At 64.2% G+C, this 22,717-nt stretch carries 25 protein-coding genes; 13 read left to right on the forward strand and 12 right to left on the reverse strand.

The window, feature by feature from the left end; translation table 11 throughout:
• Positions 1-34 precede the first annotated feature (34 nt).
• The 3 genes from gcl to AB3X96_RS06325 all read left to right on the forward strand — a co-directional run bounded on the left by gcl (position 35) and on the right by AB3X96_RS06325 (position 3,707).
• The gene (gene gcl, locus AB3X96_RS06315; RefSeq protein WP_368589010.1) at positions 35-1,810 is read left to right on the forward strand and encodes a glyoxylate carboligase; all 1,776 of its coding nucleotides are present in this window, start codon (positions 35-37) and stop codon (positions 1,808-1,810) included.
• Between the two features lie 127 nt (positions 1,811-1,937).
• Complete coding sequence (hyi, locus tag AB3X96_RS06320; protein WP_176377891.1) at positions 1,938-2,747, forward strand: hydroxypyruvate isomerase; 810 nt, start codon at positions 1,938-1,940, stop codon at positions 2,745-2,747.
• A gap of 48 nt (positions 2,748-2,795) precedes the next feature.
• On the forward strand, positions 2,796-3,707 hold the full coding sequence (locus tag AB3X96_RS06325; RefSeq protein ID WP_368589011.1) for a 2-hydroxy-3-oxopropionate reductase: 912 nt from the start codon (positions 2,796-2,798) through the stop codon (positions 3,705-3,707).
• 263 nt (positions 3,708-3,970) lie between these two features.
• Here AB3X96_RS06325 and AB3X96_RS06330 read toward each other — a convergent pair whose 3' ends face one another.
• From AB3X96_RS06330 to AB3X96_RS06360, 7 genes are all read right to left on the reverse strand, one after another.
• The gene (locus AB3X96_RS06330) at positions 3,971-5,017 is read right to left on the reverse strand and encodes an asparaginase (RefSeq protein ID WP_368589012.1); all 1,047 of its coding nucleotides are present in this window, start codon (positions 5,015-5,017) and stop codon (positions 3,971-3,973) included.
• Between the two features lie 53 nt (positions 5,018-5,070).
• Positions 5,071-5,997: a CysB family HTH-type transcriptional regulator gene (locus tag AB3X96_RS06335; RefSeq protein ID WP_013089301.1), complete on the reverse strand. Its 927-nt coding sequence runs from the start codon at positions 5,995-5,997 to the stop codon at positions 5,071-5,073.
• A gap of 121 nt (positions 5,998-6,118) precedes the next feature.
• A complete protein-coding gene (locus AB3X96_RS06340; protein WP_176119923.1) occupies positions 6,119-7,177 on the reverse strand; it encodes a sulfate/molybdate ABC transporter ATP-binding protein in 1,059 nt (352 codons plus the stop codon).
• Positions 7,178-8,182, reverse strand: a complete 1,005-nt coding sequence (gene cysW, locus AB3X96_RS06345) for a sulfate ABC transporter permease subunit CysW (protein ID WP_368589013.1) — start codon at positions 8,180-8,182, stop codon at positions 7,178-7,180. It lies immediately after the preceding gene.
• Complete coding sequence (gene cysT / locus AB3X96_RS06350; protein ID WP_368589014.1) at positions 8,179-9,075, reverse strand: sulfate ABC transporter permease subunit CysT; 897 nt, start codon at positions 9,073-9,075, stop codon at positions 8,179-8,181. Before cysT ends, cysW begins: the two co-directional genes overlap by 4 nt.
• A 161-nt stretch (positions 9,076-9,236) precedes the next feature.
• Complete coding sequence (locus AB3X96_RS06355) at positions 9,237-10,283, reverse strand: sulfate ABC transporter substrate-binding protein (protein ID WP_368589015.1); 1,047 nt, start codon at positions 10,281-10,283, stop codon at positions 9,237-9,239.
• 129 nt (positions 10,284-10,412) lie between these two features.
• The gene (locus AB3X96_RS06360; protein ID WP_368589016.1) at positions 10,413-10,583 is read right to left on the reverse strand and encodes a hypothetical protein; all 171 of its coding nucleotides are present in this window, start codon (positions 10,581-10,583) and stop codon (positions 10,413-10,415) included.
• Between the two features lie 9 nt (positions 10,584-10,592).
• Between AB3X96_RS06360 and lexA the strand changes: the two genes are divergently transcribed.
• From lexA to AB3X96_RS06375, 3 genes are all read left to right on the forward strand, one after another.
• Complete coding sequence (lexA, locus tag AB3X96_RS06365) at positions 10,593-11,243, forward strand: transcriptional repressor LexA (protein ID WP_008922406.1); 651 nt, start codon at positions 10,593-10,595, stop codon at positions 11,241-11,243.
• Between the two features lie 110 nt (positions 11,244-11,353).
• Complete coding sequence (locus tag AB3X96_RS06370; RefSeq protein ID WP_176367783.1) at positions 11,354-11,698, forward strand: hypothetical protein; 345 nt, start codon at positions 11,354-11,356, stop codon at positions 11,696-11,698.
• Positions 11,699-11,817: 119 nt separating this feature from the next.
• Positions 11,818-12,435: a DUF2939 domain-containing protein gene (locus AB3X96_RS06375; protein WP_368589017.1), complete on the forward strand. Its 618-nt coding sequence runs from the start codon at positions 11,818-11,820 to the stop codon at positions 12,433-12,435.
• Between the two features lie 71 nt (positions 12,436-12,506).
• Here the strand turns inward: AB3X96_RS06375 and AB3X96_RS06380 are convergent, their stop codons facing one another.
• A complete protein-coding gene (locus AB3X96_RS06380) occupies positions 12,507-12,974 on the reverse strand; it encodes a universal stress protein (RefSeq protein WP_013089294.1) in 468 nt (155 codons plus the stop codon).
• 339 nt (positions 12,975-13,313) lie between these two features.
• On the opposite strand from AB3X96_RS06380, the gene nodI reads away from it, so the two are divergent.
• The gene (nodI, locus tag AB3X96_RS06385; protein ID WP_176108698.1) at positions 13,314-14,228 is read left to right on the forward strand and encodes a nodulation factor ABC transporter ATP-binding protein NodI; all 915 of its coding nucleotides are present in this window, start codon (positions 13,314-13,316) and stop codon (positions 14,226-14,228) included.
• 19 nt (positions 14,229-14,247) lie between these two features.
• Positions 14,248-15,075 carry an ABC transporter permease gene (locus AB3X96_RS06390; RefSeq protein ID WP_368589018.1) on the forward strand — a complete coding sequence of 276 codons (828 nt, stop codon included), beginning with the start codon at positions 14,248-14,250 and terminating at the stop codon, positions 15,073-15,075.
• Between the two features lie 47 nt (positions 15,076-15,122).
• Here the strand turns inward: AB3X96_RS06390 and AB3X96_RS06395 are convergent, their stop codons facing one another.
• Both AB3X96_RS06395 and AB3X96_RS06400 read right to left on the reverse strand, forming a co-directional pair.
• Entirely contained in the window at positions 15,123-15,545 is a 423-nt protein-coding gene (locus tag AB3X96_RS06395) for a hypothetical protein (RefSeq protein ID WP_013089291.1), read from the reverse strand.
• 281 nt (positions 15,546-15,826) lie between these two features.
• Entirely contained in the window at positions 15,827-16,810 is a 984-nt protein-coding gene (locus tag AB3X96_RS06400; protein WP_368589019.1) for a LysR family transcriptional regulator, read from the reverse strand.
• 208 nt (positions 16,811-17,018) lie between these two features.
• Between AB3X96_RS06400 and AB3X96_RS06405 the strand changes: the two genes are divergently transcribed.
• The gene (locus AB3X96_RS06405; protein ID WP_368589020.1) at positions 17,019-18,443 is read left to right on the forward strand and encodes a M20 family metallopeptidase; all 1,425 of its coding nucleotides are present in this window, start codon (positions 17,019-17,021) and stop codon (positions 18,441-18,443) included.
• 101 nt (positions 18,444-18,544) lie between these two features.
• Here the strand turns inward: AB3X96_RS06405 and AB3X96_RS06410 are convergent, their stop codons facing one another.
• Positions 18,545-19,597, reverse strand: coding sequence for an NADP(H)-dependent aldo-keto reductase (locus tag AB3X96_RS06410; protein WP_368589021.1), 1,053 nt, complete (start codon positions 19,595-19,597; stop codon positions 18,545-18,547).
• Positions 19,598-19,766: 169 nt separating this feature from the next.
• Between AB3X96_RS06410 and AB3X96_RS06415 the strand changes: the two genes are divergently transcribed.
• Positions 19,767-19,994 carry a DUF3820 family protein gene (locus AB3X96_RS06415; protein WP_368589022.1) on the forward strand — a complete coding sequence of 76 codons (228 nt, stop codon included), beginning with the start codon at positions 19,767-19,769 and terminating at the stop codon, positions 19,992-19,994.
• Between the two features lie 249 nt (positions 19,995-20,243).
• Positions 20,244-20,489, forward strand: a complete 246-nt coding sequence (locus AB3X96_RS06420) for a hypothetical protein (protein WP_176110588.1) — start codon at positions 20,244-20,246, stop codon at positions 20,487-20,489.
• On the opposite strand, the gene AB3X96_RS06425 is transcribed toward AB3X96_RS06420, so the two are convergent.
• The gene (locus AB3X96_RS06425) at positions 20,465-20,749 is read right to left on the reverse strand and encodes a hypothetical protein (protein WP_368589023.1); all 285 of its coding nucleotides are present in this window, start codon (positions 20,747-20,749) and stop codon (positions 20,465-20,467) included. The genes AB3X96_RS06420 and AB3X96_RS06425 overlap by 25 nt on opposite strands.
• A gap of 385 nt (positions 20,750-21,134) precedes the next feature.
• Here AB3X96_RS06425 and AB3X96_RS06430 point away from each other — a divergent pair, with 385 nt between their 5' ends.
• Together AB3X96_RS06430 and dusA are read left to right on the forward strand one after the other, a co-directional pair.
• On the forward strand, positions 21,135-21,506 hold the full coding sequence (locus AB3X96_RS06430; RefSeq protein ID WP_368589024.1) for a hypothetical protein: 372 nt from the start codon (positions 21,135-21,137) through the stop codon (positions 21,504-21,506).
• A 141-nt stretch (positions 21,507-21,647) separates the two neighbouring features.
• Positions 21,648-22,649, forward strand: a complete 1,002-nt coding sequence (dusA, locus tag AB3X96_RS06435; protein WP_368589025.1) for a tRNA dihydrouridine(20/20a) synthase DusA — start codon at positions 21,648-21,650, stop codon at positions 22,647-22,649.
• Positions 22,650-22,717 lie beyond the last annotated feature (68 nt).

Consider the following 22,717-nt stretch of genomic DNA (forward strand, 5'->3'; position numbering starts at 1 on the left):
AACCGACGTAATTACCGACATTGAGGAGACATCCATGGCCAAGATGAGAGCCGTCGACGCCGCCGTTCTGGTGCTCGAAAAAGAAGGCATCGATACCGCGTTCGGCGTGCCGGGCGCCGCGATCAACCCGTTCTACTCGGCGATGCGCAAAGCCGGCGGCATCAGCCACGTGCTCGCGCGTCACGTCGAGGGCGCGTCGCACATGGCCGAGGGCTATACGCGTGCCCACCCGGGCAACATCGGCGTGTGCATCGGCACGTCGGGCCCCGCGGGCACCGACATGATCACCGGTTTGTACTCCGCCCAGGCCGACTCGATCCCTATTCTGGCTATCACAGGCCAGGCGCCGCGCGCACGTCTGTACAAGGAAGACTTCCAGGCCGTCGATATCGAAGCGATTGCGAAGCCCGTTACCAAGTGGGCCGTGACCGTGCGCGAGCCCGCGCTGGTGCCGCGCGTGTTCCAGCAGGCGTTCCATCTGATGCGCTCGGGCCGTCCGGGTCCTGTGCTGGTCGATCTGCCGATCGACGTGCAGCTCGCCGAAATCGAATTCGATATCGACACGTACGAACCGCTGCCCGTCTACAAGCCGAAGGCGACTCGCAAGCAGATCGAAGCGGCGCTGACGCTGCTCAACGATGCCGACAAGCCGTTGATCGTATCGGGCGGCGGCGTGTTGAACGCGGTGGCCGAAGACCTGCTCGTGAAGTTCGCCGAAACGGTCGGCGTGCCGGTGATCCCGACGCTGATGTCGTGGGGCGCGATTCCCGACGACCATCCGCTGATGGCCGGCATGGTCGGTCTGCAGACCTCGCATCGCTATGGCAACGCGACGATGCTCGCATCCGACTTCGTGCTCGGCATCGGCAACCGCTGGGCCAATCGTCACACCGGCAGCGTCGATGTGTATACGAAGGGCCGCAAGTTCGTGCACGTCGATATCGAACCGACGCAGATCGGCCGCGTGTTCGGCCCGGATCTCGGCATCGTGTCGGACGCGAAGGCCGCGCTCGAACTGTTCGTCGAAGTCGCCGGCGAATGGAAGGCCGCGGGCAAGCTCAAGGATCGCGGCGCGTGGGTTGCCGATTGCCAGCAACGCAAGCGCACGATGCTGCGCAAGACGCACTTCGACAACGTGCCGATGAAGCCGCAGCGCGTCTATGAAGAGATGAATCAGGTGTTCGGCCGCGACACCTGCTACGTGAGCACGATCGGCTTGTCGCAGATTGCCGCCGCGCAATTCCTGCACGTGTACAAGGCACGCAACTGGATCAACTGCGGCCAGGCCGGCCCGCTCGGCTGGACGATTCCGGCGGCGCTCGGCGTGCGCGCGGCCGATCCGCAACGGCCGATCGTCGCGCTGTCCGGCGACTACGACTTCCAGTTCATGATCGAAGAGCTCGCGGCGGGCGCGCAATTCAAGCTGCCGTACGTGCACGTCGTCGTGAACAACTCGTATCTCGGGCTGATCCGCCAGGCACAGCGTGCGTTCGAAATGGACTACTGCGTGCAACTCGGCTTCGAAAACATCAACTCGCCGGAGACCAACGGCTATGGCGTCGATCACGTCGCGGTCGCCGAAGGTCTCGGCTGCAAGGCGATTCGCGTGTTCAAGCCGGAAGAGCTGAAGCCGGCGCTGCAAAAAGCGCAGTCGATGCTCGCCGAGTTCAACGTGCCGGTGATCGTCGAAGTGATTCTCGAACGCGTGACCAACATCTCGATGGGCACCGAGATCGACGCGATCAACGAGTTCGAGGAACTCGCTGAAAAGCGCGAGGACGCGCCGACCGCGATCAGCCTGCTCGACTGAGCGTCGCGCGTTCGAAGTACCCGCAGCATTCAGCGCGCACGATGCGCGAGGGCCGGGCTCTTGCTCCGCGCCCTCGCCTCATCACGCCCAGCGCCATTCCCTGACCGACCTGAGAGACAAAAGCACCATGCCGAAATTCGCAGCGAACCTGACGATGCTGTTCAACGAAGTGCCGTTCCTCGACCGTTTCGCGGCAGCAGCCAATGCCGGCTTTCACGCGGTCGAATTCCTGTTTCCGTATCCGTATTCGATCGCCGAGTTGAGCGAACGTCTGCAGCAGAACCGCCTGAAGCTGGTGCTGCACAACCTGCCGGCGGGCAACTGGGAAGCCGGCGAACGCGGCATCGCGTGTCTGCCCGACCGGGTCGCCGAGTTCCAGGAAGGCGTCGGCCGCGCGATCGAATACGCAAGCGCGTTGAAGGTGCCGCAACTGAATTGCCTCGTCGGTATTCCGGGCGCGAACGTCTCCGCCGACACCGCCCGCGCGACGATCGTCGAGAACCTGCGCTTTGCCGCGCGCGAGTTGAAGAAGGCCGGTATCCGGCTGCTCGTCGAGCCGTGCAACTCGTACGACATTCCGGGCTTCGCGCTGAACCGCTCGCGCGATGGACTCGACGTGATTCGCGAAGTCGGCTCGGACAATCTGTTCCTGCAATACGACATCTATCACATGCAACGGATGGAAGGCGAACTCGCGGCGACGATCGAAAAGAACCTCGCGCAGATCGCGCATATCCAGCTTGCGGACAACCCCGGACGGCATGAACCGGGCACCGGAGAGATCAACTATCCGTATCTGTTCGCGCTGCTCGACTCGCTTGGCTACGACGGCTACGTCGGTTGCGAATACAAGCCGCGCACGACGACCGAGGCCGGCCTCGGCTGGGTGCAAAGCGTCGCTGGTCAGGCACGCGGCGCGGCACATGCGGCGGCTTGAGACGCGTCAGGCTCAACGCACGCCCCCTATAACCCTGGAGATTCACACATGGCAAAGATCGGCTTCATCGGGCTCGGCATCATGGGCGCGCACATGGCGCGCAACCTCATCAAGGGCGGTCACGCGCTGTTCGTGAACGGCGCGTATCCAGTGCCGGACGACATCGCGAAGAGCGCGAGCGTGGTCGCCAGTTCGACCGCGGTCGCGCAGGCCGCCGACATCGTCATCATCATGGTGCCGGACACGCCTGACGTCGCCAACGTGCTGTTCGCCGACGACGGCGTTGCCGCCGGCCTCAGCAAAGGCAAGCTCGTGATCGACATGAGCTCGATCTCGCCGCTCGACACCCAGGCGTTCGCGAAGAAGATCAACGCGCGCGGCGTCGACTATCTCGATGCGCCGGTGTCCGGTGGCGAAATCGGCGCACGCGACGCGTCGCTGACGATCATGGTCGGCGGTCCCGAGAAGGCCTTCGCTTTGGCCAAGCCGCTGTTCGAGCTGATGGGCAGGAACATCTCGCTGATCGGCGAGAACGGCGCGGGTCAGACCTGCAAGGTCGCGAACCAGATCATCGTCGCGCTGAACATCGAAGCGGTCGCGGAAGCGCTGCTGTTCGCGTCGCGCTCGGGCGCCGATCCGGAGCGCGTGCGCCGCGCGTTGATGGGCGGTTTCGCGTCATCGCGGATTCTCGAAGTGCATGGCGAGCGCATGACGAAGCGCACCTTCAATCCGGGCTTTCGGATCGAGCTGCATCAGAAGGACCTGAATCTCGCGCTCGATGGCGCGCGCAAGCTTGGCATCGCGCTGCCGCATACCGCGAGCGCGCAGCAGTTGTTCAGCGTGTGCGCGGCAAACGGCGGCAAGGCATGGGATCACTCGGCGATGGTGCGCGCGCTCGAGATCATGGCGAATCACGAGGTTGCGCAAACGCCGGATAGCAAGGAGGCGAAGGCGGCCTGAGGTCTCCCTTCGTGGTTCCCGTGTGATTGAGCTCGTCGTCGATTGCGCTGATGGCCGCTTCGGCATCCGCGCGGTAATGATGAGCACAGGTGGGGCGCCCGTTCGTCGCCCGGCGGCTTCGGCTGCTGGCGCGGTGGAACGGGCAAATCGCGCCGCTCTGGGCTGAGAGCGGCAAGTGGGGTCCGCAGCGGCACCCGGCGACGCCGAGGAAGCCTTGGTCGGTCAGACGTCGTCGTCGGGTGTCCGGCTGTCGGATTCGTCAATCAGTATGTATCGAACACCTTCTGCAACGCAGCCGGCGCCGTATGGCCCGCTGCCAGCGCCAGCATCAACAGCACGCGCGCCTTGTACGGATTCAGCGTACCCGCGCTGACGAAGCCGAGCGCGTCGTCGGCGGCGGCGCCGTTGCGCATCACATGCCCCGAGCCGACACGCGACGAGCGCACCACCGCGATACCGCGCGACACCGCCTCGGCGAGCGCCTGCTGCAACGCCTGATGGAACGAGCCATTGCCCGTGCCCGCGACGACGATGCCGCGCACGCCCGCGGCGACGAGCGCATCGACGGCAGTGCGCGATACACCCGCATAGCTCACGACGATCTCCACGTGCGGCCACGCCGTATCGATCGCGAACTCGCTCGCAAGCGTATGCGCGCGCACCACGCCGCGCTGAAACTCGACGCGGCCATCCTGCACCCAACCGAGCGCACCGATTTCCGGCGACTGGAACGCGTCGACCGCATAGGTGCTCGTCTTCACGACGTCGCGCGCGCTATGAATGCGGTTGTTGAACGCGACCAGCACGCCCTGCCCGCGCGAAGCCGCATGCGCCGCGACCGTCACCGCGTTCAGCAGATTCAACGGACCATCGGCCGATAGCGCCGACGCCGGCCGCATCGCCGCAGTCAGCACGACTGGCTTGTCCGACTTGACGGTCAGATGCAGCAGGTAGGCGGTTTCTTCGAGCGTGTCGGTGCCGTGCGTGACGACCACACCGTCGACGTCGTCGCTCGCGAGTAGCGTGTTGATACGTTGCGCTAGCGTGGTCCACAGCGGCAGCGCCATGTCCTTGCTATCGACGCTGGCGATCTGCTCCGGCGCGATCCGCGCAACCGTCGACAGCGCCGGCACCGCCGCGAGCAATTGATCGACGCCGACGACGCCCGCCTGATAGCCGGACGTGTTGGCGGCGTCCGCTGCCGCGCCGGCGATCGTGCCGCCGGTCGCGAGCACGGCGATGCATGGCAACGAGGAAGTGGCGCCCGGCGTGCTGGGAGGAGTCGGGAGAGAGGAAGTCGAGGTATTCATGGCGGCGATTGTAAGCGATGCGCCGCGCGCCGCCATGCGTGAAAGCGCGAGGCTTAAGCGGCCTCGCGCAACTGCGCCGCGATATCGGTCTCGCTCAGCTGCGGTGCGAACATCTCAATCAGCCGATACGCGTACGCACGCAGGAACGCGCCCTTGCGCAAGCCGACGCGCGTCGTGCTCGCCTCGAACAGATGCTGCGTATCGAGCGCGACGAGTTCGGTGTCGCGCTTCGGGTCGTAGGCCATCGCCGCGACCACGCCGATGCCCATGCCGAGCTCGACGTAGGTCTTGATCACGTCGGCGTCGATCGCGGTCAGCACGACGTCGGGCAATGCGCCTGCTTTCGCGAATGCCTGGTCGATATGCGAGCGGCCCGTGAAGTCCTGGTCGTACGTGACGATCGGGAATTCGGCGATCTCGTCGAGCGTCAGGTTTTCACGGCCGACCAGCGGATGATCCTTCGGCACCACCACCACGTGATGCCACGAATAGCACGGGAACGTAACGATGTCGGGAAAGCGGTCGAGCGCCTCGGTCGAGATGCCGATATCGGCCTCGCCGTTGATGATCATCTGCGCGATCTGCTGCGGGCTGCCCTGACGCAGCGCCAGATGCACTTTCGGGAACACCGACGTGAACTGTCGAACCACCTTCGGCAGCGCGTAGCGGGCCTGCGTGTGGGTGGTCGCGACGACGAGGTGGCCGCTGTCCTGATCCGCGTACTGACGCGCGACGCGGCGCAGATTCTCCGCATCGAGCAGCATCCGTTCGATCAGCTGATGCACGGCCTTGCCCGGTTCGGTGAGGCCCGTCAGCCGCTTGCCGCGGCGAATGAAAATGTCGACGCCGAGTTCGTCCTCGAGATCCTTGATCTGCTTGGACACGCCCGACTGCGACGTGTACAGCACGTTCGCCACTTCGGTCAGATTCATGTTCTGCCGCACGGCCTCGCGCACGAAGCGCAATTGCTGGAAATTCATCGATATGTCTCCGGTTCTGCCAGAGTTGAGTTATTAGAGCCGCCAAATGCCAAATGGAACCACTCGGTACGGCCGATACGTTTCTCTCCTGCTTCGAGCGCCGCACGGCGGCGCTGCCATCTCACTGCGCCGGAAACACCCGCAGCGCGCGCGGCACCGCGGTCACGCCGTCGCCGACCGCGAGTTGCAGATCACGCCACGTTTCGCGATCGAGTTCGGCTTCGAGCAGATTGCCCGCGCGACCGGCGAGCTCGACGCGCACCGAGCCGCCGAGCGTCACCACGCGCCGCACGTCGACGACGATGCCGTCGCGATGCCCGGCCGCCTGCGGATACAGTTGCAGGTCATGCGGCCGCACATAGGCGAACGCCGGACCGCTGAAACCCGCCGTGATCGCGACCGGCAGCGCGGCGCCATCGACGACGAAGCCTTGCCCATCGACGTTGCCGTGCAGACGGTTCGCCGCGCCGAGAAACTCGTAGACGAACGGCGTCTGCGGATGGTCATACACGTCCTGCGGGCTGCCCACCTGCTCGACATGGCCGCGATTGAGCACGACGATGCGATCGGCCACTTCGAGCGCCTCTTCCTGATCGTGCGTGACGAAGATCGTCGAGATATGCAGATCGTCGTGCAGGCGACGCAGCCAGCTGCGCAGTTCCTTGCGCACCTTCGCGTCGAGCGCGCCGAACGGCTCGTCGAGCAGCAGCACCTTCGGCTCGACGGCCAACGCGCGCGCAAGCGCGATGCGTTGCCGCTGACCACCGGACAGCTCCGACGGATAGCGTTGCGCGAGCCAATCGAGTTGCACGAGCTTCAGCAGTTCATGCACCTTCTCGCGAATCACCTTCTCCGACGGACGTTCCTTGCGCGGCTTCACACGCAGGCCGAACGCGACGTTCTCGAACACCGTCATATGACGGAACAGCGCGTAATGCTGGAACACGAAGCCCACCTCGCGCTCGCGCGCGCCGACCGCCGCGACGTCCTGACCTTGCAGCTCGACCTGGCCGCCGTCCGCGTATTCGAGGCCGGCGATCACGCGCAGCAGGGTCGTCTTGCCGCAACCCGACGGCCCGAGCAGCGCGACGAGTTCGCCCGGCGGAAAGTCGAGCGACACGTTGTCGAGCGCGACGAAATCGCCGAAGCGCTTTTGCAGGTTACGAACGGTGATACCCATTTACAGCTCTCCTTGCTTGAGCGGATGTCGCTGCGACGCAGGCGTGGCGTTGACGAAAAACGAACGAGAAGCGGACTGCGCGCTATTGGCCTGTGACGCACCGGCCGGCGCCGGTCCCGCATGCGCGGGCACCTCACGCGCCGCCGACAGTTCCGCCGACATATGACGCTCGGCCAGCAGCTTGAGCCCCAACGTGACCAGTGCCAGCAGCGCGAGCAGCGAGGCCACGGCGAACGCGGCCGAGAAGTTGTACTCGTTGTAGAGGATTTCGACGTGCAGCGGCATCGTGTCGGTCTGCCCGCGAATATGGCCGGACACCACCGACACCGCACCGAACTCGCCCATCGCGCGCGCATTGCACAGAATCACGCCGTACAGCAGGCCCCACTTGACGTTCGGCAGCGTCACACGACGGAACGTCTGCCAGCCCGATGCGCCGAGCACGTGCGCGGCTTCTTCCTCGTCGTTGCCCTGCGCCTGCATCAGCGGAATCAGTTCGCGCGCGACGAACGGGAACGTGACGAAGATCGTCGCGAGCACGATGCCCGGCACCGCGAAGATGATCTGCACGTTGTGATCTTCGAGCCACGGGCCGAACCAGCCCTGCGCGCCGAACATCAGCACGTAGATCAGACCGGAGATCACCGGCGACACCGAAAACGGCAGATCGATCAGCGTGGTCAGCAGTGCCTTGCCGCGGAAGTCGAACTTCGCGATACACCACGACGCCGCGAGGCCGAACACGAGGTTCAGCGGCACAGCGATCGACGCGGTGAGCAACGTGAGCTTGATCGCCGACAGCGCATCTGGATCGGCGAGCGCTTCGAAGTAAAAACGCAGCCCCTTGTTCAGCGCCTGGTAGAACACCGCGGCGAGCGGCACGACCAGAAACAGCGCGAGAAACAGCAGCGCGACGCCGATCAGCAGCCAGCGCACGACGGGCGGTTCGCTGACCGGATCGGGGCGACGCGCACCGCTCGCCGGGTTGGTCGGAAGACGGCTCATTGCACACCTCCACCGATTGCCGCGACGCTCGTGGCCACTGGCGCCGGCCCCGCATTGCCGCGGCTCGTGCGCCGCTGCAGCCACCACTGCAGCGTATTGATCAGCAGCAGCATCAGGAACGACACGACCAGCATCACGACCGCAAGCGCCGTCGCGCCCGCATAGTCGTATTGCTCGAGCTTCGTGATGATCAGCAGCGACGTGATCTCCGACTTCATCGGCACATTGCCGGCGATGAAGATCACCGAGCCGTATTCGCCGAGCGCGCGCGCGAAGGCGAGCGCGAAGCCGGTCAAGAGCGCCGGGAACACGGCCGGCAGCACGACGCGGCGAAACGTGAGCCAGCGCGACGCGCCGAGGCACGCGGCCGCCTCTTCCTGCTCGCGCTCGAACTCCTCGAGCACCGGCTGCACCGTGCGCACGACGAACGGCAGGCCGATGAACGTCAGCGCGACCAGCACACCGACCGGCGTGAACGCGATCTTGACGCCGAGCGGCGCGAGGAACTGGCCGATCCAGCCGTTTCCCGCATACACGGCCGCGAGCGAAATGCCCGCGACCGAGGTGGGCAGCGCGAACGGCAGATCGACGACCGCATCGACGATGCGCTTGAACGGAAACGTGTAGCGCACCAGCACCCACGCGACGAGAAAGCCGAACACCGCGTTGATCAGCGCGCCGCCGAGCGCCGAGAAGAACGTCAGCCGATACGACGCGAGCACGCGCGGCGACGCCACCGCGCGCACGAACTGGTCCCAGTCGAGCGTCGCGGTTTTCAGAAAGGTCGCCGCCAATGGAATCAGCACCACGAGGCTCAAATAAGCCACCGTGATGCCGAGTGTCAGGCCAAAGCCGGGCAATGCGCTCGGCTTGCGGAAGGTCAACGTGGTCATGCTGGATACTCGTTCATGGTTGATGCTCGCGCGGTTGTTCGTGTTGCGGTGTTGCGGTGTTGCGGTACTACCGCCCTGCTGGCCACCGGGTCCCGGTTAGCCGAAAGCGCGCCCATTGGGCGCGCCCTTGTTGCCTGTGCCCGTGCTTCAGGCGATGGTTGTTACTGCGGCTGATAAATCGAATCGAATACGCCGCCGTCCGCGAAATGGGTCTTCTGCGCGTTGGTCCAGCCGCCGAACGAATCGTCGATCGTGTACAGCTTCAGCTTCGGAAACTTCGCGGTCAGATCGGCCGGCACCTTGTTCGAACGCGGACGATAGAAATTGCGCGCGGCGATCTCCTGCCCTTCCTCGCTATACAGAAAGTTCAGATACGCGTCGGCTAGCTTGCGCGTGCCGTGTTTGTCGACGACCTTGTCGACCACCGCGACCGGCGGCTCGGCCAGGATGCTCACCGTCGGCACCACGATCTCGAACTTGTCCGGACCGAACTCCTTCACCGACAGGAACGCCTCGTTTTCCCACGCGATCAGCACATCGCCGATACCGCGCTGCACGAAGCTGGTGGTCGCGCCGCGCGCGCCCGAATCGAGCACGCCGGCGTTCTTGTACAGCTTGCCGACGAACTCCTTGGCCTTCTGGTCGTTGCCGCCCGGCTGATGCTCGGCGTACGCCCACGCGGCCAGGTAGTTCCAGCGCGCGCCGCCCGAGGTCTTCGGATTCGGCGTCACGATCGACACGCCCGGCTTCACCAGATCGTCCCAATCCTTGATGTGCTTCGGGTTGCCCTTGCGCACCAGAAACACGATCGTCGACGTGTACGGCGATGCGTTGTCCGGCAGACGCTTCTGCCAGTTCTTGTCCACGAGCCCCTTGTTCGCGATGGCGTCGATGTCGTAAGCGAGCGCGAGCGTCACGACGTCGGCCTGCAGACCGTCGAGCACCGAGCGAGCCTGCGCGCCCGAGCCGCCGTGCGACTGCTTGAAGGTGACGGCTTCGCCGGTCTTGGCCTTCCATTCTTTGCCGAATGCCTGATTGATGTCCTGATACAGCTCGCGCGTCGGATCGTAGGACACGTTCAGCAGCGTGGTGTCGGCGTGCGCGACGCCGCTTGCGCCCAACATGCCGAGCGTACCCGCCGCGCCGACGGCAAGCGCCGTGATCAGTTTTCTGGTTCGAGCCGCAAGCCCCGTATGCCGATGGTTCATCTCAATCTTTCTCCGCGTGATGTCCGCTGTTGAGCGTCTGGTGTTGTTTTGCGTCGCGGTCACGTGCACATGAGCGCTAACCGGAAGCCAGTCTATCGAAGGGCTTTCATCATTAAAAATAATGTTTCTTCATTTTTTAATGCTCAAAAGTGGTAACGGCAGACGCGCCGGCTGTTCAGACGTCGAAATCGTCGCCATGTCGCCGATAAACGACGCCCCAGCGCGCCCTTGCGTCGAACTTAAAGTAAAGCTTGAAATGCGCCGAATACTGTATAAAAATACAGTCACCTGTTCATACATACAGTGGCCATGACCAAACTCACCGCACGACAGCAGCAGGTTTTCGATCTGATCCGCCGCGCGATCGAACGCACCGGTTTTCCGCCCACTCGCGCGGAAATTGCCGCCGAACTCGGTTTCAGCTCGGCCAATTCCGCGGAAGAGCATCTGCGCGCGCTGGCGCGCAAGGGCGTGATCGAACTCGCGGCAGGCGCGTCGCGCGGCATCCGCCTGCTGTCCGGGCAGGAGGATGCGCCGCACCAGTTCACGCTGCCGCATGCGGGCCTGATGCAGTTGTCATTGCCGCTGATCGGCCGGGTCGCGGCGGGTAGCCCGATCCTCGCGCAGGAACATATCTCGCAGCACTACGCGTGCGACCCGGCGCTGTTCTCGAGCAAGCCCGACTACCTGCTGAAGGTGCGCGGCCTGTCGATGCGCGACGCGGGCATTCTCGACGGCGACCTGCTCGCGGTGCAAAAGCGCAGCGAAGCGAAAGACGGCCAGATCATCATTGCGCGGCTTGGCGACGACGTGACGGTCAAGCGTCTGAAGCGCCGGCCGAACGGCATCGAACTGATCGCCGAAAACCCCGACTACGACAACATCTTCGTGGAAACCGGCAGCGCGGATTTCGCGCTCGAAGGGATCGCGGTCGGGCTGATTCGCCCCAGCGAGTTCTGATCTTTGTGGCCGGAACGCTCGCGCCGGTTTGTCCGAACCAAGCCGCATTAACGCCCGCATTAACGCCCGCATTACGCCGCGCATTCAAGCCGCATCGTCTGGAGAGACTCATGGAACGCCTTGCCCGCCTGCTGCCTTTTCGCCAGTTCGGCCGTCTGCGCCATCTGCGCAAGCTCACGCCTTGCGCACCGATCGAGGCGCCCGCGGCGCGCACGCCGTCGCTGTTCGACGTGCCTGCCGAAGCTTGCGGTCTGCCGTCGTCGTTGCCGGCGTTTGCGCGCGTATCGCTGAATTCGGCGCTGAATATCGCGGAGCCCGCGCGCCGCGCTCCGGTGCGGGTCTATCATGGACCGTCGCGACTGATCATGGTCGGCACGGTCGACGCCGTATGCCGTATGATCGATCGTTGCATAGCCGACGAAGCCAACGTGCACGGCGCGGTGTTCGAAGCCTGAGCGAATTCTGAGCACGCATGCAATAAGCACTTCGGATGTTCAGAGATACGCGTGGGATGGGATCGTTTCGACCTGGCCGTGGTCGACGTTAGATCATCACTGACGTGGAGTCCCATTCGATGACCATTCCGAAACGCACACAGGGCAGCGCCACCCGGCCGCTGCTGATCACGCTGATCGTGGTGATCGTAATTGCCGCGCTGGGGTTTATTTACGCGTCACCATATCTCGCGGTGAACAATCTCAAACGCGCGGCAGACGCGCGTGACGTGCAAACCGTCAATCAGTACGTCGACTTCCCTGCGCTGCGCGATAGCCTGAAGCAGCAGGTGGGCGCCATGCTGACGCGCCGGCTCGAAGCGGATGCCGGCAACAAGATGGCCACGATCGGCGCGGTGATCGGCGTGACACTGATCGGCCCGCTCGTCGATGCCTATGCGACACCCGACGGCGTCGCGGCACTACTGAACGGCATGCCGCCGCACGGCACACCGGGAGAGCAACCGTCAGCACCGCCAGCCGCGGGCGGAGAAGCGCCGGCCGCATCGGCCGCGGGCGACACCACCACGCACGCAAGCGCGCCACCGCCCGGGCGTCAAAGCACGGCCGGCTATCGGAGTCTCAACGAGTTTGTGGTCACGTACCGCCGCGGCGAAGGCAACGCGAACTATTCGGCTATCTTCCGTCGCGAAGGTCTGGTCACGTGGAAGCTCGCGGCGATCAATCTGAACGAGTGAGGTTCAAGCCGTGAACTGCGGAGATGCGCGGGCTGGCCATTGGAGCCAGCCGCGTGTCAGGTTTGTTCGTATTACGCCGCGGCCGCCTGCTGCTGCTCCTGCGCGGACGAGCACGCCACCAGAATGCTGCACGACACGCGGTCGAGCAGCGGCGTGTTGCCCGCCCCCATCCACCACCTCGACAAACCGGTCCGGCAGCGATGTCCCACCACCACGAGGTCGACGTGCAACTCGTTGGCAAGATTGGCGATCTCGTCGATCGGATGACCGAATGCGAAATGCCCCTGCGCGTTCACGCCTCGCTCGGTCAGCCAGTTCACGCCCTCCTGCAGAATCTCGCGGGCCGTTTTTTCGAAGCTTCCGCAGGCCACATCGGTCAATAAGCCCGCGCTTTGCGCGATGCTGGAACGCATGTCTACTACCGACAGCAGATGCGTTTCCGCCTTCAGGTCCAACGCCAGATCGGCGCCGCAACGCAGGGCTTTGCGGCCTTCGCGCGAGCCGTCGTAGCACAACAGGATTTTCTGGTAGCTCGCCATCTGTCTTCTCCCATTCGCGCGGAAAGCGCGGTCTGAATCAATCATGGTGCGCCGCAATTCGGCTTGCAAGGGATGGAAAACGCTAAGTGCATAGTCGGTGCGTGCTCAAGCCGTCTGCACAAGCGTTGGGCCACCTGGAGCAGTGTTCGCACACGTTTGCGGCACCGCAAAACTTCCTATGCGAACGCATCGCATCACATGCATTACGCGTTCCCGGACACCCTCTCGCGTCAGTGGCCGATACCCTAGAATAAGCGGCCTGTGCGCAATGCGTGCGTCGCAGGTATGTTGTGTGTCTTGCGCGTACGTTATGTCTTCTTCTGGAGCCTCGCTCGAGTCATGCCCGCAGCCCCCATCGAATTCCATCAGGTCAGGAAAAACTATGGCGAAAAAACGGTCGTCGACGGATTGTCGTTTCATGTGAACACCGGCGAATGCTTCGGGCTGCTTGGCCCCAACGGCGCCGGCAAGACCACGACGCTGCGCATGCTGCTCGGCATCGCGGCGCCCGACGCCGGCGCGATTCGCCTGTGCGGCGAACCGATCCCTGGCCGCGCGCGCCTCGCGCGCTCGCGCGTGGGCGTGGTGCCGCAGTTCGACAACCTCGATCCCGATTTCACCGTGCGTGAAAATCTGCTCGTGTTCGGCCGCTACTTCGGCCTGAGCGCCGCGCAGTGTCGCGCGGCGGTGCCGGGTCTGCTCGAATTCGCCCGCCTCGAGAACAAGGCGGACGCACGCGTGAGCGAACTGTCGGGCGGCATGAAGCGGCGCCTCACGCTGGCGCGCGCGCTGATCAACGATCCCGACGTGCTGATCATGGACGAACCGACCACCGGTCTCGACCCGCAAGCGCGCCATCTGATCTGGGAGCGACTGAGATCGCTGCTCGCGCGCGGCAAGACCATCCTGCTGACCACACACTTCATGGAAGAAGCCGAACGGCTCTGTCATCGACTGTGCGTGATCGAGGAAGGACGCAAGATCGCAGAAGGCGCGCCGCGCGAGCTAATCGAGTCCGAGATCGGCTGCGACGTGATCGAGATCTATGGTCCCGATCCGTTTGCATTGCGAGACGAACTCGCACCGCTCGCCGAGCGCACCGAGATCAGCGGCGAGACCCTGTTCTGTTACGTGAACGACGCGCAGCCCGTGCATATGCGCCTGAAGCAGCGCGCGGATTTGCGCTATCTGCATCGGCCGGCGAATCTCGAAGATGTGTTTCTGCGGCTCACCGGCCGCGAAATGCAGGACTGAACCCGCAGCGAGACACTTGATGGACGCACGCACCTACGAAACCCACGACGGCACGCCATCGGCACAAGAGCCGTTCGGCGCCTTCCCAGCCAATGGCACGAACTGGATCGCGGTGTGGCGCCGCAACTATCTGGTGTGGAAGAAGCTCGCGATTGCGTCGATGTTCGGCAACCTCGCCGATCCGATGATCTATCTGTTCGGTCTCGGCTTGGGGCTCGGGCTGATGGTCGGGCACGTCGACGGCGTGTCGTATATCTCCTTCCTCGCGGCGGGCACGGTGGCGTCGAGCGTGATGATGTCGGCGAGCTTCGAGTCGATGTATTCGGGCTTTTCGCGCATGCACGTGCAGCGAACGTGGGAGGCGATCATGCATACGCCGCTCACGCTCGGCGATATCGTGCTCGGCGAGGTAGTGTGGGCCGCCAGCAAATCGGTGTTGTCGGGTGTGGCGATCATGCTGGTGGCGGGCGCGCTCGGCTATGCGAGTTTTCCGTCGATGCTGCTCGCGCTGCCGGTCATCGTGCTGGCCGGTCTCGCGTTCGCGAGCCTCGCGATGATCGTGACGGCGCTCGCGCCGTCGTACGACTTTTTCATGTTCTATCAGACGCTCGTGCTCACGCCGATGCTGCTGCTCTCCGGCGTGTTCTTTCCGATCTCGCAACTGCCCGGCCCCGCTCAAGCGGTGACCGCCGCGCTGCCGCTCGCCAAGGCGGTCGATCTGATGCGCCCGGCGATGCTCGGCCGGCCGATGGAGCACGCGGCGCTGCATGTGAGCGTACTGGCCGCTTATGCAGTCGGCGGCTTTATCGTGTCGGCGATCCTGTTTCGGCGCCGCATGATGAAGTAAGCCGAACGCGCCGGTCGTCGCTATGCGCGTTTGCTATCGTCGCGCGCTCAGTCCTCGTCATCGGTCCACGGAATGTCGACGTCGGAGATGAACGCGACCGTCGCGAACGGGCCGCCCTCGTGACGCCCGATCTTGCCATCGGCGCGCTGCCATTCGACCCGGAACACGGTGGCCGGATCGTCCGCGATCAGCCGCACCGTGCGCAATTCGTCGGGATCGGCATCCTCGACCGGACCGTCGAGCGAGATCAGCAGCGCCTGCGGCCACAGACCATCGGCGGGATCGTAAATCTTGTCGCCGTCGTGAATCAATGTGAAGGCTTCCACACCGATGGTCGCCGACGCATCGACGATCATCTTGGCGAGCGCACGCAACAGCGCGGTCGCTCTCGCCGAGTTTGCCTGGCGGATCGCGAGATCACCGCGCGTGAGCGCCTGCTCGAGTTTCGGATTGGTTTTCTGTTGCGCCATGGATGTGTTGGTCCTATCGCTCTGTTGTGGGCAACGCGCCATCGGGACGACGCGCCGCGTTTCTTTTTGGGTGCATCTATTGCCGCTTGTGTGCATCGCAGCATCGCGGGTGGCGCGGCCGGTCCGCGCTTCGACTGCCATAGTTCTGCCGTTTCCCCTGATCGTGGCGCGCACAATCAGGGTCGTTTTCTCAGGGCCGTCCTTGCCGTCCACCACAGTTTAGGTCGTGATTCGGATCTCGGGAGAACAATTGCCGCTTAGTGCGTGGCATGTGTCGCATTTCATGCATCGGCTCGCGGGCGACGCGGCGTGCGCTTGCCGCGCCCTCGGTCCGCCTTCGAGGCCTGAGCCCCGGCTGGCTTCGGATCCGCGATCCGTGCGATCAGATGGTCGCGAAACGCCCGCACCGACGGCGGCAACTCGCGCCCCGCCATCGTCTGCACCTGGATACTGCGCTGGCGCATCTGCGGGTCGGTCAGCGGAATCACGACGAAGCCGTCGGCCGCATAGCGGTCGCGCACCGACAGCAGCCCCGTGAACATGATCGCGCCGGACTTCTGCGCATAGCGATAACTCGCGCCGCTGTTGTTGCAGATCAGGTCCGGCTCGAGCAGGATGCCTTCGAGCGCGCAGGTGATGTCGATCAACTGGCGAAGCGTGGTGCCGGTCTCCGACAACACCAGCGGATAACGGCTCACCTCGGCGAGCGACAGCTTCGCGCGCGCCGCGAGCGGATGATCGACACGCACCAGCACGAACACCGGCGCGCGCTCGGTGTGCTCGACCTTGACGCCCTTCTCCGGCGCGAGGCTGAACGACAACGCGATGTCGACGTCACCGTCGCGCACATGCCGGGTCGCGTCGGCCGGCGACATCACAGTCAACGTGAAATCGATGCCGGGATGCTCGGCGCGGAACTCCGCGATCGCGGCGGGCAGGAAGTCGACCGCGAAGCCCTCGGCGGTCGCGATCTTGATCCGGCTGCCGTGCAGGCTAGCGAGACCGCTGAGTTCCTTCATCACGTGCTCGGCTTCCAGCAGGCTGCGTTGTGCGTACGCGAGCAGCCGCTCGCCCGCCTCGGACAGCGCCATGCCGCGCGGACGCCGCTCGAATAGCGTGACGCCGAGTTCGCTCTCGAGCCGCGCGATCTGCCGGCTGAGCGCCGATACCGCGACATGCAGCCGTTCGGACGCGTCGCTCAGCGAGCCGCTGCGCGCGACTTCGACGAAATAACGCAACGCGATGCCATGCAGTGAACGTGCCATTCGGGACGCCTCGATCGAATCAGTTGCAACGGTGCGATGACGCTTTGCTTTTCCGGCAATGCAAGCTTCGAAACATGATCATTGTGACAAAAATGACGCGCTTCTAGAATCGATCGCAATGAGATCGCGGACAAATCGCCCGAAGACCCTGCCATCGGTCCGCGGCCCTCTGCCCGCCTCGCCCATCCCCCGCATTGGAGACACCGACATGAGCCGCCACCAGGCCATCGAGCTTGCCACCCGGCACTTCGAATCCGGCGCTTTTCTCGCCGACCTGAACCGCCGCGTCGGTATTCGCACCGAAAGCCAGGAAAGCGATCGCGGCGCGCTGCTGCGGTCTTATCTGACCAACGAAATCCAGCCGCAAGCGGAGCGCCTCGGCTTCAGCACGCGCATCGTCGATAACCCGGTCGACGGCTTCGGTCCGTTCCTGATCGCGAACCGTCACGAAGGCGATCATCTGCCGACCGTGCTGATCTACGGCCACGGCGACGTCGTGCGCGGCTACGACAGCCAGTGGCGCGCGCCGCTGACGCCGTGGGCGGTGACGGTCGTTGGCGAGCGCTGGTTCGGTCGCGGCACCGCCGACAACAAAGGCCAGCACTCGATCAACCTCGCCGCGCTCGCGTGCACGCTCGCCGCGCGCGACGGCAAACTCGGCTTCAACACGAAGCTGCTGATCGAAATGGGCGAAGAAACCGGCTCGCCGGGGCTCGATGCGATCTGCCGCGCGCACCGCGACGAACTCGCCGCCGACGTGCTGATCGCCTCCGACGGCCCGCGTCTCGCCGCGCGTCGTCCGACCGTGTTTCTCGGCTCGCGCGGCGCGGTCAATTTCAAGCTGTCGCTGAACCTGCGCGACGGCGCGCATCACTCGGGCAACTGGGGCGGCCTGTTGCGCAATCCGGCGACGGTGCTCGCCAATGCGCTCGCGAGTCTCGTCGATGCGCGCGGCGTGATCGCAGTCGACGGCCTGCGTCCGCCGCCGATCCCCGAGGCCGTGCGCCGCGCGCTGGCCGACATCACGGTGGGCGACGGTCCCGGCGACCCCACCGTCGATGACAACTGGGGCGAGCCGGGTCTTTCCGCGCCCGAGCGCGTGTTCGGCTGGAACAGCTTCGAAGTGCTGGCCTTCAAGGCGGGCAATCCGGAGAACCCCGTCAACGCGATTCCGCCGTCTGCGTTCGCGGTCTGCCAGTTGCGTTTCGTGGTCGGCACGGATTGGGAAAATCTCGGCAAGCACCTGCGCGCGCATCTCGATGGGCACGGCTTTCAGCTGGTCGAAATCGACGTCGAACGGGGCGCACCGGCCACACGGCTCGATCCCGACGATCCGTGGGTCACATGGGCGCTAGCGTCGCTCGAAGCGACCACCGGCAAGAAGACCGCGCTGCTGCCGAATCTCGGCGGCACGCTGCCGAACGAGGTATTCGCCGACACGCTCGGTCTGCCGACGATCTGGGTGCCGCATTCTTATCCGGCCTGCTCGCAGCATGCGCCGAACGAGCACCTTCTAGGCCCGGTGGTGCGTGAGGGCCTGCAGATGATGGCGGGACTGTTCTGGGATCTCGGCGAGAATTCGCCGCTTGCGGCGAAGCGCGAGGAAGTGGATGCGGCAAAGGCCGCGACTTGAGTTCGGCTCGCGCCGATTGATTCGCGGTGCCTGCCGCGGCCGCCCCGGCATTCCACCGGGGCGACCGCGGCAAGCGCGTCGCGCTTACCTCGGCACCGACATCAAGGCGCCGGATTCGGCTGCAGCTCGTGCAGCTTGTCGATTTCCGCAAGCACTTCCGGCGACAGCTTGACGTCCGCGCTCGCGATGTTTTCCTTCAACTGCTCGAGCGACGTCGCGCCGATCAGATTGCTGGTCACGAACGGCCGGCTATTGACGAACGCGAGCGCGAATTGCGCGGGCGACATGCCGTGGCGCTTCGCGAGCTCGACATAACGGGTAGTCGCCTGCACGGCTTGCGGCTTGCTGTAGCGCGCGAAGCGCTCGAACAGCGTGATGCGTGCGCCGGCCGGACGCGCGCCACCTTCGTACTTGCCCGACAGCCAGCCGAACGCGAGCGGCGAGTACGCGAGCAGACCGATGTTGTCGCGATGCGCGTACTCGGACAGACCCGCTTCGTACGTGCGGTTCAACAGGCTGTACGGATTCTGGATGCTGACGATGCGTGGCAAGCCGAGCTTTTCGGCCGCGCGCAGAAACTGCGCGACACCCCACGGCGTTTCGTTCGACACGCCGACATGGCGCACCTTGCCAGCCTTCACGAATTCGGCGAGCACCGTCAGCGTTTCCTCGATCGGCACCGTGTACGCGTCGTCGACCCACGGATATGACGGACGGCCGAAGGTCATCGTGCTGCGATCGGGCCAATGCAGCTGATACAGATCGACGTAGTCCGTTTGCAGACGTTTGAGGCTGTCGTTGAGCGCCTCGGTCAGGTTCTTGCGGTCGAACTGGTTGCCTTCGCCGCGAATATGACGCGGATTGTGCGGCTGACGCGCGGGACCCGCGATCTTGGTGGCGAGCACGATCTTCTCGCGCGCGCTCTTGTGCTGCGCGAGCCACGTGCCGATGTAGCGCTCCGTCGAACCTTGCGTTTCGGCGCGCGGCGGAACCGGATACATTTCGGCGGTGTCGATCAGGTTCACGCCGTGATCGAGCGCGTAGTCGATCTGCGCGTGTGCTTCCTGCTCGGTGTTCTGCTCGCCCCACGTCATCGTGCCGAGACCAATCAGGCTGACCTGCACGTCGGAGTCGCCGAGTCTGCGGTATTCCATCTAACTTGTCCTGTTGAAGAGATGAACGGAAAGCGCAGACGTTACCACGCCGGCGCATTACCTGCAGCAAGGCTAGAATGCGGGGCCATGCGTTGCTGCGCGCCGCCTGGCGATTTGCGTAGTACACGCTTTGCGCTCATGAGGCGCGCTTCATCATGACTTCGTTGCCATGAATCACGAACACCTCGAATTACTGGTCACGCGCGTGATGCCCTACGGGAAATATAAAGGCCGCGTGATCGCCGACCTGCCCGGCCACTATTTGAACTGGTTCGCGAGCCAGGGCTTTCCGCCCGGCGAGATCGGCCGGCTGCTCGCGTTGATGCACGAGATCGATCACAACGGTTTGAAGCCGCTGCTCGATCCCTTGCGCAAACCGAAGCCCGACGAGCGTTGAGACCGTCTCCGTGAAAGCGTTGCCAAACCCGCCGAAAGTCGCGGCGCAGGCACGCTGCAAGCAATGTCGGGCAGTCCGAATTCATACAGGTTTTTTCCTTGCAGATCGCGATTGCATGGCCTTTAATCGGCTTAGGTCGTCGCGCTGTGGAACGTCGATAGTGAAGTGGTTCAGTCATCGTTCACTCCACTGTTTCCTTGTGTTCCGGCGCCGTGCGATCCCCCCGCCTTCGTGACTGCCTGTATGTCCATGTCGCAATTCAACCTGTCCGCGTTGCTCGACTTCATCGGTCACGATCTGTCGCCGGTGCATGCGGTCATCCTGTTCTTCGTGATCGGCTACGTCGTGGTCGGACTACCCGTGCATTTCCGCCAGGGCGCGGCCTCGCGCGACGTGTGGGGCACGGCCGCCGGCGTGACGATGGCGGCGATCTACGCGGCGTTCATTGCCGGCGTGTACCCGTGGCTGCATCATGTGTCGGTGATCGCGCATTGAGCGTCGGCCGCCGCCAGCTCGGGACCGAAGCCTTCCCATAGCGGTTCGAGCCATTCGCGTCGCGGCTGCCAACGCCGCATCGACGTGCGATACAACGGCCGGCGCACCTGCGCAGAACTCGCGGCACTCACAGGCCGCGTCGTCTCGTGAAATGGGAGGAGGCAACGTTCGTCCCACTCGAGTCCGCGATGCGCGAGCATGCGACGCACGTTCGGTTCGAAATCGTCGACCAGTTCCTCGTATTCGATCTCGAGCCTCACGTCCCGGGGAAGAACGTAGGCGCGGTGACAGATAGTCCGCGCCGAGAGCACTCCACTGCGCCGCGCCCGCTTTGTTCAACGTCTCGACGTCGATCCGCAGCGGATCGTCTGCGTCGCATCGCTTGCGACTCAAAAGACGAATCGTTCGACGGAAATTTGCAGCGATGGCCGTGAGTAACGTTTCGAATGGTTAACGAAGTGTTACCGCAGCGCCGCTCGGTAAGACGCGAGAAGAGTGGCGGAAAGGTCGAGCGTCGCGGCAACGGCTCGCACAGTCGAAGCCTCGAGCGCACAGCGCCGCGCCGACGCCGGTAACGCTCGGACACAAACGCGGCCGAACTCCGTTGCACGCGGTTTTTCTGAGGTTTACGTGAAGGAGAAAATCGTGACCAGGCTCATTGCATCGATGACGCTGCCACTGCTAGCGGCCGTGGCAGCGAGCATCACTGGATGCGCCGTCGCGCCGCCAGCGGACTACGGCTATGCGCAACCCTATTATCCGTACGCGTACGGACCGCCTTACTACGGGCCGGTGTACGGCTCGATTGGTTTCTACGGCGGTTTTGGCGGCCCGTGCTGCTATTACGGCCATGGCTATTGGCACGGTCGCGGCGGATGGCATGGCGGTGGTTGGCACGGCGGGCACGGCGGATGGCATGGGGGGGCCGGCGGATGGCACGGCGGCGGATTCGGCGGCATGCACGGCGGCGGCAGCGCGTGGACCGGCGATGGCGGGATGGGGGGACATGGACACTGAGGCATTCAGGCATTGAGGCCTTGATGCATCGACGAACCGGTGCCCGCCTCCGTCGCGACAGTGACACGGCCTCAGCGCGCCCGGCGCTTTCTGGCCTTGCGGTAAAATTATCGTTTTGATTCAAGCCCGCTCGGCCGTTCCATGTCTTTACCCCGCACTCCCAGCCCCCGCCGCGTGTCCGTCGCCCCGATGATGGACTGGACGGATCGTCATTGCCGCTCGCTGCATCGAATGATTTCGCGCCATACGTGGCTTTACACGGAAATGGTGACGACCGGTGCGCTGCTGCACGGCGACGTGCCGCGTCATCTCGCGTTCACGCCCGACGAAGCGCCGGTCGCGCTGCAACTCGGCGGCAGCGAGCCCGACGATCTCGCGCGTTCGGCAAAGCTCGGCGAGCAATGGGGCTATGACGAAATCAACCTGAATTGCGGCTGCCCGTCCGAGCGCGTGCAACGCGGCGCGTTCGGCGCATGCCTGATGAACGAGCCGCAACTCGTCGCCGATTGCGTGAAGGCGATGCGCGACGTCGTATCGGTGCCGGTCACGGTCAAGCACCGCATCGGCGTCGATACGGTCGAGGAATACGGCTTCGTCCGCGATTTCGTCGGCACGATCGCGCAAGCCGGCTGCGACGTGTTCATCGTTCATGCGCGCAACGCGATCCTGAAGGGCTTGAGCCCGAAGGAAAACCGCGAGATTCCGCCGCTCAAGTACGACTACGCGTATCAGCTGAAGCGCGATTTTCCGCAGTTGGAGATCATCATCAATGGCGGCATCAAGACGCTCGACGAAGTCGACACGCATCTTCAGCACGTCGACGGCGTGATGCTCGGGCGCGAGGCGTATCACAACCCGTACGTGCTCGCCGATGTCGACGCGCGCTTCTATGGGGCGACGCAGGCGCCGCTGACGCGCGATCAGGTCGAAGCGAAACTGATCGAGTATTGCGCGACCGAAATGGCGCGCGGCACCTATCTCGGCGCGATCACACGCCATGCGCTCGGGCTGTATCGCGGCGAAGCTGGCGCGCGCGGTTGGCGTCGAGTTCTGTCCGACAGCAAGCGGCTTGCGGCCCGCGATCTGACCATCTTCGACGAAGCGAGACAGCATCTGCGCGAGCCCCTCGAAATTTTTGAATAAAGGACTAGGCAAAGCCAAATCTAGTCCCTATAATCTCGTTTCTTCGTCGGCGAGACAGGTTTTAAAGC

The organism is Paraburkholderia sp. BR13439, from assembly GCF_040948805.1.
Lineage (GTDB): Bacteria > Pseudomonadota > Gammaproteobacteria > Burkholderiales > Burkholderiaceae > Paraburkholderia > Paraburkholderia youngii.